Annotated in this window: 16 protein-coding genes; 10 read left to right on the top strand and 6 right to left on the bottom strand. The window is 62.9% G+C overall.

Features of this window, described 5'->3' with window-relative positions:
* Positions 1–36: 36 nt before the first annotated feature.
* Both ABD704_RS05080 and ABD704_RS05075 read left to right on the top strand, forming a co-directional pair.
* The gene (locus tag ABD704_RS05080) at positions 37–375 is read left to right on the top strand and encodes a hypothetical protein (protein WP_344698596.1); all 339 of its coding nucleotides are present in this window, start codon (positions 37–39) and stop codon (positions 373–375) included.
* Between the two features lie 79 nt (positions 376–454).
* Positions 455–832, top strand: coding sequence for a response regulator (locus tag ABD704_RS05075; protein WP_344698595.1), 378 nt, complete (start codon positions 455–457; stop codon positions 830–832).
* 130 nt (positions 833–962) lie between these two features.
* On the opposite strand, the gene ABD704_RS05070 is transcribed toward ABD704_RS05075, so the two are convergent.
* Positions 963–1,433, bottom strand: coding sequence for an RNA pyrophosphohydrolase (locus tag ABD704_RS05070; RefSeq protein WP_344698594.1), 471 nt, complete (start codon positions 1,431–1,433; stop codon positions 963–965).
* A 128-nt stretch (positions 1,434–1,561) separates the two neighbouring features.
* Between ABD704_RS05070 and ABD704_RS05065 the strand changes: the two genes are divergently transcribed.
* The 4 genes from ABD704_RS05065 (at position 1,562) to ABD704_RS05050 (ending at position 6,835) form a co-directional block, all read left to right on the top strand.
* Complete coding sequence (locus tag ABD704_RS05065) at positions 1,562–3,445, top strand: 2-oxoacid:acceptor oxidoreductase subunit alpha (RefSeq protein WP_344698593.1); 1,884 nt, start codon at positions 1,562–1,564, stop codon at positions 3,443–3,445.
* Positions 3,446–3,574: 129 nt separating this feature from the next.
* A complete protein-coding gene (locus tag ABD704_RS05060) occupies positions 3,575–4,585 on the top strand; it encodes a 2-oxoacid:ferredoxin oxidoreductase subunit beta (protein WP_344698592.1) in 1,011 nt (336 codons plus the stop codon).
* A gap of 14 nt (positions 4,586–4,599) precedes the next feature.
* Positions 4,600–5,574, top strand: coding sequence for a metal-dependent hydrolase (locus ABD704_RS05055; protein ID WP_344698591.1), 975 nt, complete (start codon positions 4,600–4,602; stop codon positions 5,572–5,574).
* Between the two features lie 10 nt (positions 5,575–5,584).
* Positions 5,585–6,835 (top strand): class I SAM-dependent methyltransferase, encoded by a 1,251-nt coding sequence (locus ABD704_RS05050; protein ID WP_344698590.1) that lies wholly within the window; start codon positions 5,585–5,587, stop codon positions 6,833–6,835.
* Positions 6,836–7,066: 231 nt separating this feature from the next.
* On the opposite strand, the gene ABD704_RS05045 is transcribed toward ABD704_RS05050, so the two are convergent.
* Positions 7,067–7,672, bottom strand: coding sequence for a LuxR C-terminal-related transcriptional regulator (locus ABD704_RS05045; RefSeq protein ID WP_344698589.1), 606 nt, complete (start codon positions 7,670–7,672; stop codon positions 7,067–7,069).
* A gap of 123 nt (positions 7,673–7,795) precedes the next feature.
* Here ABD704_RS05045 and ABD704_RS05040 point away from each other — a divergent pair, with 123 nt between their 5' ends.
* Positions 7,796–8,269 (top strand): pyridoxamine 5'-phosphate oxidase family protein, encoded by a 474-nt coding sequence (locus ABD704_RS05040; RefSeq protein ID WP_344698588.1) that lies wholly within the window; start codon positions 7,796–7,798, stop codon positions 8,267–8,269.
* A 75-nt stretch (positions 8,270–8,344) separates the two neighbouring features.
* Here ABD704_RS05040 and ABD704_RS05035 read toward each other — a convergent pair whose 3' ends face one another.
* The 4 genes from ABD704_RS05035 to msrA all read right to left on the bottom strand — a co-directional run bounded on the left by ABD704_RS05035 (position 8,345) and on the right by msrA (position 11,575).
* Positions 8,345–8,623, bottom strand: coding sequence for a PilZ domain-containing protein (locus tag ABD704_RS05035; RefSeq protein WP_344698587.1), 279 nt, complete (start codon positions 8,621–8,623; stop codon positions 8,345–8,347).
* Positions 8,624–8,701: 78 nt separating this feature from the next.
* A complete protein-coding gene (locus tag ABD704_RS05030) occupies positions 8,702–9,418 on the bottom strand; it encodes an SDR family NAD(P)-dependent oxidoreductase (protein WP_344698586.1) in 717 nt (238 codons plus the stop codon).
* Between the two features lie 11 nt (positions 9,419–9,429).
* Entirely contained in the window at positions 9,430–10,881 is a 1,452-nt protein-coding gene (gene purF, locus ABD704_RS05025; RefSeq protein ID WP_344698585.1) for an amidophosphoribosyltransferase, read from the bottom strand.
* Between the two features lie 103 nt (positions 10,882–10,984).
* Complete coding sequence (msrA, locus tag ABD704_RS05020) at positions 10,985–11,575, bottom strand: peptide-methionine (S)-S-oxide reductase MsrA (RefSeq protein ID WP_344698584.1); 591 nt, start codon at positions 11,573–11,575, stop codon at positions 10,985–10,987.
* A gap of 124 nt (positions 11,576–11,699) precedes the next feature.
* Here msrA and ABD704_RS05015 point away from each other — a divergent pair, with 124 nt between their 5' ends.
* The 3 genes from ABD704_RS05015 (at position 11,700) to ABD704_RS05005 (ending at position 14,596) form a co-directional block, all read left to right on the top strand.
* Positions 11,700–13,496, top strand: coding sequence for an acyl-CoA dehydrogenase C-terminal domain-containing protein (locus ABD704_RS05015; RefSeq protein ID WP_344698583.1), 1,797 nt, complete (start codon positions 11,700–11,702; stop codon positions 13,494–13,496).
* Positions 13,497–13,689: 193 nt separating this feature from the next.
* On the top strand, positions 13,690–13,995 hold the full coding sequence (locus ABD704_RS05010) for a hypothetical protein (protein ID WP_344698582.1): 306 nt from the start codon (positions 13,690–13,692) through the stop codon (positions 13,993–13,995).
* A gap of 124 nt (positions 13,996–14,119) precedes the next feature.
* Complete coding sequence (locus ABD704_RS05005) at positions 14,120–14,596, top strand: hypothetical protein (protein WP_344698581.1); 477 nt, start codon at positions 14,120–14,122, stop codon at positions 14,594–14,596.
* Positions 14,597–14,704 lie beyond the last annotated feature (108 nt).

Genomic DNA, 14,704 nt, shown 5'->3' with positions numbered 1-14,704 from the left:
CGGCCGGTTTCGCGAGACTCGGCAAGGGGACAAAGCGTGAGCAAGGACAAAGATAAAAAGAAAAAGAAGGACAAAAAGAAGTCCAAGGCCAGCGAGTCCCCCGGCATCTCCAGGGCGACGAAAAGCCTGAAAGCAATTGCCGACAACCCCTTGGTGACGGAGGTCGTTGCTGCTGCGCTGGTCGGCGCCGCTGCGGCGCTCAAGGATTCGGACAAGGCGAGAAAGCTCGCGGCCAAGGCTGGCGACCATCTTGGCGATATGGCCAAAGGTAGTGCCGATCGCGGCAATGCGATGTGGGCGCTCGCGCTCGATGTTGGCCGCAAGACGCTTGAGGCGCTTGCCGAGGAAGCGGCGACCAACCGTAAGGCGAAGTGAGCCGAAGCTCAGCCGAGTCCCGTTGACTCTCTAAGGGCGGCCCACAACTAATTCGGGCCATAACAGAGGTGAAGGTCATATGACTTCCAGTCGGCCTGCTGCTTTGATCGTCGACGATCAGCCGTTCATCGGGATGGTCGCGTCTGACATCCTGACGGAATCCGGTTTCCAGACCTATCACGCTTATGATGCCAGGGACGCCGCCGCCGTCCTCGACGAGCATCCGGAAATCGAGGTCGTGGTGACGGAGGCGCAGCTTCCGGGCGACGTAAACGGGCTGGAGTTATGCCGCCAGGTTTCGCAGTTGCGTCCTGACGTGCAGCTTGTCCTGACCTCGTCGGACCACGATCTGCAATTCACCGACGTCCCCGAAGGCGCCCGGGTCCTGCACAAGCCTTATGCGAGCGGCGAGTTGAAAGATGTCGTCGGGGCTAGCGACGAGCTCGAACAGGTTTAATCGTCAGCGGACGAGCGGCCGCTGACGGATCCAGCGGCTGGCGTTCCCACTGCCGTCCGCGTTCCGGAACAGCAGGCCGTCTCCAATCCGGCCTTTCTCGGCCAGGCCATCGCGCAGCACTGAACTTAACTCAGAGATGTTGGGCGAATTCGCGCAGCAACTGGCGATACAGGTCGCGCTTAAAGGGCACGATGAGATTCGGCAGCTGTGCCGGCTCAATCCATTTCCATTCCCGGAACTCAGGATGTGCGGTGGCGATGTTGACATCGCTGTCGTCACCCATGAACCGCGCCAGGAACCAGTCCTGGTCCTGCCCGCGCCACTTCCCGCCCCACAGCTTGCCGCGTAGCTCCTCCGGCAAATCATATTTCAGGCGCTCAGACCCGTCCGCAATGCGTTCAACCAAACGCGGCGGGATGCCAGTCTCTTCCTCAAGCTCGCGAAGCGCCGTTACCCACGGCTTCTCTCCCTTGTCCATGCCGCCCTGCGGCATCTGCCAGGCCTCGTCGGTATTATCGATGCGCGCGCCGACGAACACCTTGCCCTCGCGGTTGAGCAGCATGATTCCGACGCCGCGGCGGTACCGGTCACTACTTCCCATTGCGACGGCCTAGCGAAGGCGCGCGAGCCCCGCCAGTTTCGAAAACTTTTGCCGATGCTCCATGCGTCGGCCTCCTGACACAGGCAAATGGGTGGCGAAAGCTGGCGGTCGGGCTTAGAGGAAGCAGCATGGCCACCGCGTCCCACATCGTCACCGAAAAAGAAGCCAAAGCGCATCCGCCGAAGGAAGCCGTCGTCGTCCGTTTTGCCGGGGATTCCGGCGACGGCATGCAGCTGACCGGTGGGCAATTCACTTTGTCGACCGCCCTTGCCGGCAACGACCTTGCGACCTTCCCGGACTTCCCGGCGGAAATTCGTGCGCCACAGGGGACGACATTCGGTGTCTCCGCCTTTCAGATCAACTTCGGCTCGACCGCGATCGAGACCGCAGGGGACCAGCCCGACGTCCTCATCGCGATGAATCCGGCGGCGCTGAAGGTGAATGCCGATGCGCTGCGTGAAGGCGGCCTGATCATCGCCGACGAAGGCGAATTCAGCGCGCGCAACCTCGCCAAGGCCGGCTATGAGCAGTCTCCGCTCGAGGACGGTAGCCTCGCAAAGTGGCAGGTCCTCCACTTCAACATTTCGCAGCTCACGCTCGACGCAGTGAAGCCCTACGGCCTGGGCAACAAGGAAGCGCTTCGCTGCAAGAACATGTGGACGCTGGGGCTCGCGCTCTGGATGTTCGACCGCGACCGTGCCCCGATCGTCGACTGGCTCAAGCAGAAGTTCGCGAAGGCACCCGAGCTTGCCGAAGCGAACATCGCCGCGCTCAATGCCGGTCACGCCTATGGCGAGACGGTCGAGATGGGCGCCCCGTTCAAGCAGCACCACATCGCTGCCGCACCGGCCGAGCCGGGGCTTTATCGCACCGTCACCGGCGCCGAAGCGCTCGCGCTGGGCCTCGTCGCCGGCGCGCAGCTCGCCGGCCTCAAGATGTTTTTCGGCGGCTATCCGATCACGCCGGCATCCGCGCTGCTCCACCATCTGTCGCGCCTGAAGGAATACGGCATCACGACCTTCCAGGCGGAAGATGAGATTGCCGCGATTTGCTCGGCGATCGGCGCGAGCTACGCTGGACAGCTGGGTATCACCTCATCGTCCGGCCCCGGCATTGCCCTGAAGACCGAGGCGCTCGGCCTTGCGATCATGACGGAGCTGCCACTCGTCGTCGTCAACTCGCAGCGCGGCGGCCCGTCGACCGGCCTGCCGACCAAGACCGAGCAGTCCGACCTGTACCAAGCGGTATACGGCCGCAACGCCGATGCGCCCTTGCCGGTGATTGCCGCGCGCTCGCCAGTCGACGCGTTCGAATGCGCGATCGAGGCGTGCCGCATTGCGACCCATTACATGACGCCCGTCATGCTGCTCACCGACGGCTATATCGCCAACGCGGCCGAGCCGTGGCGCGTGCCGGACATGAGCGGTTATCAACCGTTCCCGGTGACTTTCTTCGATACGCCACCCGCCGAAGGGCAAAGCGTGATGCCTTATGCCCGCGGCGACGGCTTAGCCCGTCCGTGGATCAAGCCCGGCACGCCCGGCCTCGAGCACCGCATCGGCGGCATCGAGAAGCAGCCCGGCACCGGCAACATCGACTACTCGCCCGGCGCGCACCAGGAGATGACCGAGACGCGCGCCGCAAAGGTCGCCGGCGTCGCCAACTCCATCCCCGACCAGGAAGTATGCATGGGCCGCGAAGGCGCCGAACTTGCGGTCGTCGGCTGGGGCTCGACCTTCGGTCCGATCCACCAGGCCGTCCGCCGCGCGATCGCCGATGGCAAGGACGTCGCCCACGTCCACGTTCGCCACATCTGGCCGATGCCCAAGAATATGTCTGTCCTACTCAAGGGCTTCAAACATATTCTGGTGCCGGAAATGAACACTGGCCAGTTCAAGACGGTGCTGCGCGACCAGTTTCTCGTCGATGCCAAGTCACTGACCAAGGTCAGCGGCCATCCTTTCCGCATCGCGGAGATCGAAGCCGCGATCGATAACATGCTAACGTCATGACCAAAGCGCCGCTCACCGTGACTTTAGTGACCTTAAGCGGGAAAACGGCATGAAGCCGCTCAACGTCTTCCCGCTGATCATGCTGCTGATTGCAGTCCTGTTCCTCGTTTATTGGCTGAGGCCGCAGTGATGAATGACATGACCCCCGTTACCACCGCCAAGGATTGGGCGAGCGATCAGGAAGTCCGCTGGTGCCCGGGCTGCGGCGATTACGCCGTCCTGAAGGCCGTTCAGCGCACGATGCCCGACCTCGGCGTCGCGCGTGAAAAGACGGTGTTCGTCAGCGGCATCGGCTGTTCCAGCCGCTTTCCTTATTACATGGCGAGCTACGGCTTCCACACGATCCACGGCCGCGCGCCGGCCTTCGCGACGGGCATCAAGCTCGCCAATCCCGAGCTCGACGTGTGGATTATCACCGGCGATGGCGATGCGCTGTCGATCGGCGGCAATCATACGATGCACGTGCTTCGCCGCAATCTCGACTGCCAGATCCTGCTCTTCAACAACGAGATCTACGGCCTGACCAAAGGCCAGTACTCACCGACCAGCCGCGTCGGCACCCGCAGCCCTTCGACGCCGTTCGGCTCGGTCGATCGCCCCGTCACGCCGTGCATGTTCGCACTCGGCTCCGGCGCACGGTTCATTGCCCGCGGCATCGACGTGCACAAAGGCCTGCCGGACGTTCTGAAGGCCGCCCACGCGCACAAGGGCGCGAGCTTCGTCGAGATCTACCAGAATTGCGTTGTTTATAACGAAGACGTCTTCGCCAGCTTCACTGAGCGCAGCGTCGCGCAGGAAAAGCAGCTGTGGTTGAAGCCGGGCGAGAAGATGCTGTTCGCCGGCGGCACCAAAGGCCTCGCGCTCGATATCGAGCGGCTGGCGCTGAAGGTTGTCGAGGGCGACGACCCTGCCGTCATCACGCACGACCCGAAGAACCGCGGCGTCGCGGCGATGCTGATCGAAATGCCGCAAGGCTTCCCGGTGGCGCTCGGCGTTATCTACGAAGATCCCGCGCCGACCTTCGAATCCGCCGTGTTCGAGCAGAACGCGGCCGCCGCCTCCGGCAAGACCGCCGACCTCCAGAAGCTGGTCAGCAAGGGCCAGACATGGCAGGTCGAAAAGGAGCCGCACAAGCTCTGACCCGCGCGGCCTGATTGGACAATATTACCCACACCTTGGCCGGTGCGCTCATCGGCCAGATGGGGCTGAAGCGCCGCTCGCGTTTCGGCATGGCTGCCTGCCTGCTCGGCGCCAACGCGCCCGACATCGACGTCTTCGCACCTTTGTTCATGCGGGTGGACGGCATCCAGTTTCACCGCGGCCCGATCCACGGCATCTTCGCCTGGCCGGTCCTCGCCGCAGGCATCGTCGCGATCCTCTGGATACTCGACCGTTTGCGACCGGGAAGGGAAGGGGCGCAGCCCTTCCGCGCCGGCCCGCTGTTCGTCGTCGCCTTGCTCGCGGTGCTTACCCACCCCTTCCTCGATTGGCTGACGACCTACGCCATCTCGATATTTTCCCCGGCCAACTGGCGGTGGTACTCGGGGAACGCGATCTTCATCATCGACTGGGTCTACTGGCTGCTGATGATCCCGGCGATCATTTGGTCGGGAATCCGGGAGCGGCGCGGCTATGCGCACGCCGACCGTCCCGCGCAAATCGCCGGCCTGATCATGGTCGCCTACATCGCCTTCAACCTCGGCGAGAGCGCGCGGGTCGAGGCCGGCGCCGAGCGGATGCTCCGTGCACGCGGGATCGAGGCGACCTTGGTCGTAGCCAGCCCGCCGCCGTTCGCTTTCTGGGAACGGACGGTCTTGTGGCGGAGCGCCGACCGCTACGGCAGCGGCACCTATGATTTCGTCAAGGGCCTACTCATCGATCCGGCCAGTGAGCCGTTGCGCCTGGACGATCCGGAACTTGTCGCCGCGAAGGAGCAATCGCGACACGTCCGTTCCTTCCTCGTCTGGTCGCGGATGCCGATCGTCGTATCGGTCGACGGGCGCACCTATCTGTCCGATCAGCGCTTCTACGGACCCCTTCGCGCGCGGGGCGTGCCCGAAGGCATACGCGCCTTCTTCCGGCGCCACGCATTCCTCGTGCCGCTCGACAACCGAGGATCGAGTTCATAACTGCGCGGCGATGAGCACGCGCGGCGAACATCTCTTGCGTGCGGACCGGGGTTTCGCGACCGGTGGCGCCCGGCTGGCCCGCATTGCGGCACCGGCATTTTCCAAGGTGCTCGACCAGCTAGACCGGAAGCTGGCGCTCGGCGGGATGGAGACGACTCTGCCCGACGGATCTTGCCGCCGGCTCGGCTTTCACCGTCGCGGGCCGGAAGCGATCGTCCGGCTAAACAGCTGGATGGCACTCCTCCGTTTAGCGACGTCAGGTTCCGTAGGTTGGTACAAGTCTTGGACGCTCGGCGAATGGTCGAGTCCCGACCCGGTCAGGATCTTCGAGCTCTTCTCGGCCAATGCTGTCGCACTTGGAGACGTCGGCCGCGCCAAGGGGCCGTTCCGTCTGGTCAACGCGATTGCTCATCGCCTGCGGGACAATGCGCCGCGGAAGGCCAGAGAGAATATCGCCGCCCACTACGACCTCGGCAACGACTTCTACGCCGCCTGGCTCGACCCAACGATGACCTATTCCAGCGCGCGCTTCGCTTCGGCGGACGACAGCCTGGAAACCGCGCAGCTGCGCAAGATCCATGATCTCCTCGATCGGCTCCACCTCAAGGCCGGTGACCGTTTGCTTGAGATCGGCTGCGGCTGGGGGACGCTCGCGATCGAAGCCGCGAGGCTTGGCGCGCAGGTCGTTGGGCTTACGCTTTCGACCGAGCAGAAAGCGTGGGCGGAAGACAAGATCGCGGCGGCCGGCCTGGCCGACCGGATCGAGATCCGGCTCCAGGACTACCGCGACACCGACGAGCAGTTCGACGCGGTTGCGTCGGTGGAGATGGTAGAGGCGGTCGGTCAGCGCTGGTGGGGCACCTATCTCGGCTGCATCGCGCGCAACCTGAAGCCCCGCGGCCGCGCCGCCCTCCAATATATCTCAATCGAGCATTCGATCTTCGATCGCTATGTGCGGAGCGCCGACTTCATCCAGACTTATGTCTTCCCTGGCGGCTGCCTGATCGACGAGCAGCAATTCAAGGATATCGCCGCGGAGCATCAGCTGATCTGGAGCGGCCGCGCCAGCTTCGGCCGGGATTACGCCGAGACGCTCAAACGCTGGCGACACCGCTATGACGAGGCGGTTGCGCGCGGTGTGCTCAACGGGTTCGGCGAACCGTTCCACCAGCTTTGGCGCTACTACCTCATGTATTGTGAAGGGGGCTTTCGCGGCGGCGCGATTGATGTCGCGCAGGTCACACTGACCCCGGAAAGCTGACAAATCGCACGTCCCTCGGCCGGCCTGTCCGCGACCGCGCACGGCGTGTGGACCACGACGCCGACGGTCAACCAGGACGGCAGCGCGGTTGGGTCCTCAAGCCGACGTCAACGGCGACACCACTCCGGAGGTTGAAATCCAACTTCACACCATGACGGCGCAGTTCTTCAACGACGACATCACGCTCTGACCTGAAAGTCCTGCCGCGCACCTTAATGGGTGCGCGGCGGCTTAGAGCCCGGCCTCGACCGCGATCCGGATCGCCTCGGCGGACGTCGCCACGCCTAGCCGCTCCAGCAGCAGAGCGCGGTGCATCTTCACGGTCTTCTCGCTGATCTTGAGGTCCCAGGCTATCTGCTTGTTCAGAAGACCCTGTGCCATTCCCTCAAGAACCTGGCGTTGGCGGACCGGGAGGACCTGAACCTGCTGCGCCGCTTGGGCCTGGCGCTCTGCAAGCGGGTCAGGTGCATCGTCGCCAAGATCGACCTGGGACCCCAGGAACCAGGCGAGCTCGCCATCGTCATCGAACAAAGGCGTGATCATTACCCCGTTCCGGAACGCTGAGCCGTCGCGGCGGTAGTTGAGGATGTCCGCAATGACCGGGCGACGAGCGCCAATGGCGGTACGGATCATCCGCGTCGCCGCGGTTTCAGTGCAATTGCCGGCGAGGAACCGGCAGTTGCGGTCAATAACGTCGGCCTCGGCATAGCCGGTCAACGCGACGAAAGCCGGATTGACCAGCTCGAGAGGATTATCGGCGCGCCGCGGATTGCTCACGACCATCGCAATGGGACTAAGTCCGATCGCTTCAATCAACGCGCGCTGGGCTAGAGCCATGGGCCGCTTCTACCGCAAACCGCGCTTCGGGACGAGAATTAGATACGGCCATTGTGCGGTATACGGGAGCCACGCGCGCGCCTGCCACGTTCTCTTGGGCAAAACTCAACATGGGAGAAGCCAATGGCCGACCTTCAACTTAGCGACATCAGCGAGAAGATGCGCGACATCGACTTTGCGATCCTCTCCACTCGTACCTCGAACGGTGACATCGCCGCGCGCCCGATGAGCAACAACCGCCAGGTCGAATATGACGGCGATAACTTCTTCTTCACCAATCAGGACACGGGCAGCGTCCGCGACATCACCGGCGACCCGAGTGTCGGCCTGGCCTATCAAGCGAAGTCAGGCGCGCTGCACATGAAGCCCTTCTTCATCACGGTCGAGGGCAAGGCCGAGCTGATCCGCGACAAGGCTCGGTTCGAAAAACATTGGACGAAAGACCTCGACGACTGGTTCAAGGAAGGCTTCGACACGCCGGGCCTCGTCTTGATCAAGGTTCACGCCAGCCGCATTCATTATTGGGATGGCTATCGCGAGGGCGAGATCGACCTCGCCGGTGGCGTGCAAATCGAACGATCTGTCGAAATCGCTTAAGGCGGCTGCACTACCGCTAGCCATGCGCTCGATCTTCAGGGATTGTGGCGTACGGCGTTCGGCAGCCGATCGGCCTTATTGCAGCTCGCTCTGATCCACGGGGTTGATGAAGACGCCACCGGCTTGGTCGCCCAATGCCCAGCGGATCTGCGCCTTCATCTCGCTCGACCGGCCGACACGGAGAGTTACGAATTCCCCGATACGTAACGTTTCCACCGCTTGAATCTTGAAACCGCTACTCGAGAGATCGAGCAGCACGGCCTCGATGACAGCACCGTCACTATTGAGGATCGTTGCCCGCTGACGAAGGTCGACCCTCGGCGGGCGTTTGATGAAGCCGGGCGATCGGGCCATGTCATTGCTCCCTGTTCGGGGCAGCTTAACATGGATTATTCTCAGTCCGCAGCGAAATGCAGCGGAGGCGAAACGAAATCAGGCTTCGACGCGGAGGCGGTCGCTGTCGACAGTTTTGGCCGTCAGGCGTGCGAGGATCGCTTTCGCGACGGTTTCCGGCGGCTTCACGCTCTCGGGTTCCTCACCCGGAAAGGCGAGCGCGCGCATGCGGGTGCGCGTGGCGCCAGGATCGACGATGTGCACGTGGATGCGCTTCGTGAACGCCGTTTCATCGGCATAAGCGCGCACGAGGGTCTCGAGCGCCGCTTTGGATGAACCGTACGCGCCCCAGAAGGCGCGCGGCTCCGCTCCGACCGAGGAAGTGACCGCGACGACATCGGCGCGGTCAGCCTTGCGCAGGAGCGGGTCGAAGGCGGCAATCAGCGCCTGCGGCGCGAGCAGATTTAGACTCAGGAGCCGCGAATATTCCTTTGGGTCGATATCTTGAACCGGCGTCAGCGAACCGAGCATCGCGGCGTTGAGCACAAGCACGTCCAGCTTCTGCCATCGCTCGGCGACCGCGACGGCCAGCTTGCCGATCGACTCCCCTTCCGTGAGATCGAGTGGTGCAATGGTCGCGCTTCCGCCGGCTTCGTGGATGCGCTGCTCGACTTCTTCGAGCGCGCTCGCGGTGCGGGCGACGAGGATGACATGGGCACCGGCGGCCGCGAACGCTTCCGCCGTGGCGGCCCCAATGCCGCGGCTGGCACCAGTGACGAGGGCGAGCTTGCCCGCGAATGATAGCGAATCAGTCATGGAAGCCGCGTTTAGCGGCTGGCGACAAGCGAAAGCGAGGCCGCGCGTTCCTTGTCGGCAACGTCGGTCAGCGTTGTCGGGTAGGCGCCGGTGAAGCAGGCATCGCAACGCTGCGGAAGCGCGTTGTTCCGCTCCTGACCGAGCGCCCGATAAAGGCCTTCGATCGAGATGAAGGCGAGGCTGTCGGCGTTGATGTAGTCACGCATCTGATCGACGTTCATCTGCGCCGCGAGGAGTTTGGCCCGCTCCGGCGTGTCGACACCATAGAAGCAGCTGTGCCTGGTCGGCGGCGAGGCGATGCGCATATGCACCTCGCGCGCGCCGGCATCGCGCATCATCTGCACGATCTTCACGCTGGTCGTGCCGCGGACGATAGAGTCGTCGATAAGGACGATGCTCTTGCCGTCGACCAGCGCGGAATTAGCGTTGTGCTTCAGCTTCACGCCCATGTGGCGAACGTCCTGGCTTGGCTGGATGAACGTGCGGCCGACATAGTGCGAGCGAATGATGCCAAGCTCGAACGGGATGCCGCTCGCCTGACTGAAACCGATCGCCGCCGGTACACCGCTGTCAGGAACCGGCACGACATAATCGGCGTCGATCGGCGATTCGCGCGACAGCTCGGCCCCGATGTTCTTGCGGACCTCGTAGACGGAGATCCCCTCGGCAATCGAGTCTGGGCGCGAGAAATAGACGTGTTCGAAGATGCACGGGCGCGGTTCGACCTGCTGGAAAGGCCGGAAGGAGCGAATGCCGCTGTCGTTGACGAGGATGAGTTCGCCGGGCTCGACGTCGCGAATGAAGTTCGCGCCGATAACGTCGAGCGCTACCGTTTCCGACGCAAAGATCGTCGCTTCGCCGAGCTTGCCCATGACCAGCGGTCGGATCCCGAGCGGATCGCGGCAGGCGACGAGGCCCTCATCGGTGAGGACGACGAGCGAGTAAGCGCCTTCCACCTGTTTCAGCGCGTCGGTCAGGCGATCGAGGGTACCCGAGCGAGCAGACGTGGCGACGAGGTGGATGATGACTTCGGTATCGCTGGTCGACTGAAAGATCGAGCCGCGGCGGTTCAGCGTCCGCCGAACCTTCATCGCGTTGGATAGATTACCGTTATGCGCGACTGCGAAGCCGCCTTCCGCCAGTTCGGCGAACAACGGCTGGACATTGCGAAGGGCGGTTTCGCCCGTCGTCGAATAGCGAACGTGACCGATGCCGGCGCGTCCGGCCAGCTTGCGGATGATGTCGTCGCGGTCGAAGTTGCCGGCGACATGACCCATCGCGCGATGCGAATGGAAATGACGGCCGTCGAAAGTCGTGATGCCGGCCGCTTCCTGACCGCGGTGTTGGAGTGCGTGAAGGCCAAGCGCTACGAAGCTTGCGGCATTGTCGGCGCCCCAGATGCCGAAAACGCCGCACTCTTCGCGCAGCTTGTCATCGTCGAACGGGTTGGTCGTCAGCGTCACGTCGGTACCGAGCCTCCGGCTTTGGGCGAGCGATATAGGGTGAGCGACGCCATTTGTCGCCCCGCCCTGAATAAGACGTGAAATCTTAACGGCTTAGCCGCGCTTACGCCTTGAAAAGATTGGGATAGCGCGCCTTCAGCGACGCGACCTTCGGCCGATCGTTGACCAGGATATAGGGGTGGTTAGGGTGCTTGCGGGCGAAATCCTGATGGTATGCCTCGGCCATGTAGAAGCCGCCGCTTTCGATCTTCGTGACGATCGGTTTCTTGTAGACGTGCGACGCATTCAGGCGCGCGATGAACGTCTTCGCCATTTGCGCTTGCCGCGGTGACTGCGGGAAAATTGCCGATCGATAGCTCGGGCCGACGTCGGGGCCTTGGCGATTCACTTCCGTCGGGTCGTGCGCTACGGCGAAGAAGACCTGCAGAAGCTGCGGATAGCTGACTTGCGACGGGTTGTAGGTGATGCGCACTGCCTCAGCGTGGCCGGTCTGCTCGGAACTGACGCTGTCGTAATTCGCGTCCTTGCCGCTTCCGCCCGCGAAGCCCGACACGACGTCGGTGACGCCCTTCACATGCTCGAACACTGCTTCCATGCCCCAGAAGCAGCCGCCTGCCAGCACGGCAGTCTCTGTGCGGGGCGCGGCAGCCGCCGGAGTAGCTAGAAGTGCGAGCGAGAATACAAAAGCCTTCATGCGGCGAATCTCCTTCGCACCCTTATACGGCAGCGACCGCGCAACGGATGCATCTCGCCCTTCGTCCCGCTGGACGCCACAAAAGTTGCGGAATAGGACGTTGCTGACACGGAGGTAAGTTCGCATGCCCACCTATACCGCGCCGGTGCGTGAGACCCGCTTCATCCTCAACGACGTTCTGGACATCGGCCGCTACTCGAACCTTCCGGGCTTCGCCAACGCGACTCCCGACCTGATTGACGCCATCCTGGACGAGGCCGGCAAGTTTGCCGCGGAGGTGCTGCAGCCGCTGAACCGCGTCGGCGACGAAGTCGGATGCAAGCGCAACGACGACGGGTCGGTTGTAACGCCTCCGGGTTTCAAGGAAGCCTACAAGCAATTCGTCGAAGCCGGCTGGCCGACGCTGACCGGGCCGGAAGAATATGGCGGGCAGGGCCTTCCGCAGGTCGTGGGCACCGCGGTCACAGAATATATCCTGTCGGCCAACCACAGCTTCGAGATGTATCAGGGGCTGACCGCCGGCGCGATCGCGTCGCTGCTGGTGAAGGGTAGTGACAAACTCAAGCAGAAGTTCGTGCCAAACATGATCACCGGCCAGTGGACCGGTACGATGAACTTGACGGAGCCGCATTGCGGTACCGACCTCGGCCTATTGAAAACGCGCGCGGATCCGAACCCGGACGGCAGCTATTCAATCTCAGGCACCAAGATCTTTATCTCGTCGGGCGAGCACGATCTTGCCGAGAACATCATCCATCTCGTCCTCGCGAAGATCGCAGGGGCGCCGGACAATGTGAAGGGCATATCGCTGTTCGTGGTGCCGAAGTTCCTCGTCAACGACGATGGTTCGCTGGGCGAGCGCAACGCGCTGTCGTGCGGCGCGCTCGAAAAGAAGATGGGTATTCACGGCAACGCGACCTGCGTCATGAATTACGATGGCGCGAAGGGTTGGTTAGTCGGAGAAGCGGAAAAGGGTCTCGCTGCCATGTTCATCATGATGAACGCGGCGCGGCTAGGCGTTGGCCTGCAGGGCCTGGCGCAAGGCGAAGTCGCCTATCAGAACGCTGCGAGCTACGCCCGCGAACGGCGCCAGAGCCGGGCGCTCAAGCAGGACGAGCGCGATCCGGATGCCAAGGCCGATCCGATCATCGTCCACCCGGACGTTCGCCGCATGCTGATGGAAGCGAAGGCGTGGAACGAAGCCGGGCGCGCACTTGTGCTGTGGGGCGCGCTTCAGGTCGACCTGATCCGCCGCTCTCCCGACGAAACCGAACGACAGCAGGCGGACGACCTGCTCGGCCTCATCACGCCCGTCATCAAGGGCTACCTGACCGACAAGGGTTTCGAGGCGGCGGTCTACGCGCAGCAGGTGTTGGGCGGCCACGGCTACATTCGCGAGCATGGGATGGAGCAGTTCGTCCGCGATGCGCGCATCTGCCAGATCTATGAAGGTACGAACGGTATCCAGGCGATGGACCTCGTCGGTCGGAAGCTGCCCAAGGATGGCGGGCGTGCCGTTCGCGCCTTCTTCGAGTTGGTCGGGCGGGACATTGCCGAGGCGAAGCAGGCGGGCGATCCGTCCGGCATCGCGGCGGCGCTTGAGCCAGCGCTTGGCGATCTTCAGGCTGCGACAATGTGGCTAGCGCAGAACGGCATGGCAGATCCGGACAACGCGGGGGCAGGGGCCTATGCCTACATGAACCTGATGGGCCTGGTTGCGCTTGGCTGGATGTGGGTAAAGATCGCCGCCGCCTCTCAGCGCGCGCTTGACGAGGGGACGGGCGACGAGCCGTTCCACGATGCGAAGTTGGTGACCGCCCGCTTCTACGCACTGCGTGAGCTGCCGCTGTCGACCGGTTTGCGCAAAAAGATCGAGGCGGGCGCCGAGACATTGATGAGAATCCCGGCGGAGGTTTTTTAGGCCACGAACGGTCGCAAAACGACCAACCGTTGCCGGGTCTAATATAGGTTAGGAGCCTTTTCGAAAACGAAACGATATGCCGCTTCGCGACAAGCCAAATTGCCCTGGCTTGTCCGGCGAAGAAGCGGCTCTAACCGAGTATCGAGTTGCCCCAGGGCCGCTTCTTCGTTTGCCCTCCGGCCGGCATGGTTTGATGCTTTGTCGGGCGCCGTTATCGCCGCGCCGTCAGTATCGCTGGACCGGCCCTTGCGTCATCAAGCTTGACGTCGAAGGCGCCGAGATTGCTGCCATCGAAGGTACGAGCGGGATGGACGCGATCTTCGTCTATGAAGACTGGCCGCGTAGCGGGATGCCGGTAACGGAACATCTGCTGGGGCGCGGCTTTCGCGTGTTCGGATATGACGGCACGGAAATCGCGTCCCACCACGAGGCCTTCGACTTCAACAAGCGCACCAACGAACGTTACGGGCCTTCGAACTTCTACGCGATCGCCAAGTAGAACGTTTATCCCGCGTTCATACTAAAGAGGTGAACAGAGTTCCTGCGGCGACAAGCGCTGAACCGGCAGGCCTGTCAGGCGTTTTATGGCCAAAGGCTCCAATCTAGTGAAAGGAGTTAGAGCCATGACCATTATGAACAAGCTTCTAGCCGGTGCGGCCGGCCTTGCTACCTTTGCAACGTCGGCCCCGGCTGCCGCGCAATACTACAGCAATCCTTACGGATACAACTCGTACGGCTACAATCGCAGCTACGCTTACGGTGCCGTGAATACCAACGTGGCCGCTCAGCAGTGCAGCGCTGCCGTCCAGCAGCGACTGTACAACCGTAGCGGCATTGGCGGCATTCTGGGTGCTGTGCTCGGCGCAAATACGCAGGGCCGTGTCCTGTCGGTTACGCAGGTTGCTCCGCGGTATAACGGCATAATCCGCGTGCGCGGGCTCGCGAGCAGCGGCCGCATGGCCTACAATGGCTACGGCCCGTACGGCGTCGGCGCTTACGGCGCGCTCGGTTACGGCTACGCCAATGCAGCTGACTTGAGATTCCGCTGCGACGTCGACTTCAACGGCTATGTGCGCGATGTCGACATCATGCGCCGCTAAACCCAACAGAAATGACAACGGAGAGCGTCGGGCGACCCCCGGCGCTCTTCGCGCTCGCGGAACTTTCGGGCGGCGACGTCACTTGAGGTTCAGGCGGCGGTGGCGATA

It is taken from the genome of Sphingomonas limnosediminicola, assembly GCF_039537965.1.
Classification (GTDB): Bacteria; Pseudomonadota; Alphaproteobacteria; order Sphingomonadales; family Sphingomonadaceae; genus Sphingomicrobium; species Sphingomicrobium limnosediminicola.
Note: the sequence above shows the minus strand (reverse complement) of the source record. Positions and strands in the feature narration are given on the sequence as shown.

Bases quoted from the DNA above. Each gene is read 5' to 3' on its own strand.
- ABD704_RS05075 (WP_344698595.1), top strand. From the start codon at position 455: ATGACTTCCAGTCGGCCTGCTGCTTTGATCGTCGACGATCAGCCGTTC.
- ABD704_RS05070 (WP_344698594.1), bottom strand. From the start codon at position 1,433: ATGGGAAGTAGTGACCGGTACCGCCGCGGCGTCGGAATCATGCTGCTC.
- ABD704_RS05065 (WP_344698593.1), top strand. From the start codon at position 1,562: ATGGCCACCGCGTCCCACATCGTCACCGAAAAAGAAGCCAAAGCGCAT.
- ABD704_RS05060 (WP_344698592.1), top strand. From the start codon at position 3,575: ATGAATGACATGACCCCCGTTACCACCGCCAAGGATTGGGCGAGCGAT.
- ABD704_RS05050 (WP_344698590.1), top strand. From the start codon at position 5,585: ATGAGCACGCGCGGCGAACATCTCTTGCGTGCGGACCGGGGTTTCGCG.
- ABD704_RS05045 (WP_344698589.1), bottom strand. From the start codon at position 7,672: ATGGCTCTAGCCCAGCGCGCGTTGATTGAAGCGATCGGACTTAGTCCC.
- ABD704_RS05040 (WP_344698588.1), top strand. From the start codon at position 7,796: ATGGCCGACCTTCAACTTAGCGACATCAGCGAGAAGATGCGCGACATC.
- ABD704_RS05035 (WP_344698587.1), bottom strand. From the start codon at position 8,623: ATGGCCCGATCGCCCGGCTTCATCAAACGCCCGCCGAGGGTCGACCTT.
- ABD704_RS05030 (WP_344698586.1), bottom strand. From the start codon at position 9,418: ATGACTGATTCGCTATCATTCGCGGGCAAGCTCGCCCTCGTCACTGGT.
- msrA (WP_344698584.1), bottom strand. From the start codon at position 11,575: ATGAAGGCTTTTGTATTCTCGCTCGCACTTCTAGCTACTCCGGCGGCT.
- ABD704_RS05015 (WP_344698583.1), top strand. From the start codon at position 11,700: ATGCCCACCTATACCGCGCCGGTGCGTGAGACCCGCTTCATCCTCAAC.
- ABD704_RS05010 (WP_344698582.1), top strand. From the start codon at position 13,690: ATGCTTTGTCGGGCGCCGTTATCGCCGCGCCGTCAGTATCGCTGGACC.
- ABD704_RS05005 (WP_344698581.1), top strand. From the start codon at position 14,120: ATGACCATTATGAACAAGCTTCTAGCCGGTGCGGCCGGCCTTGCTACC.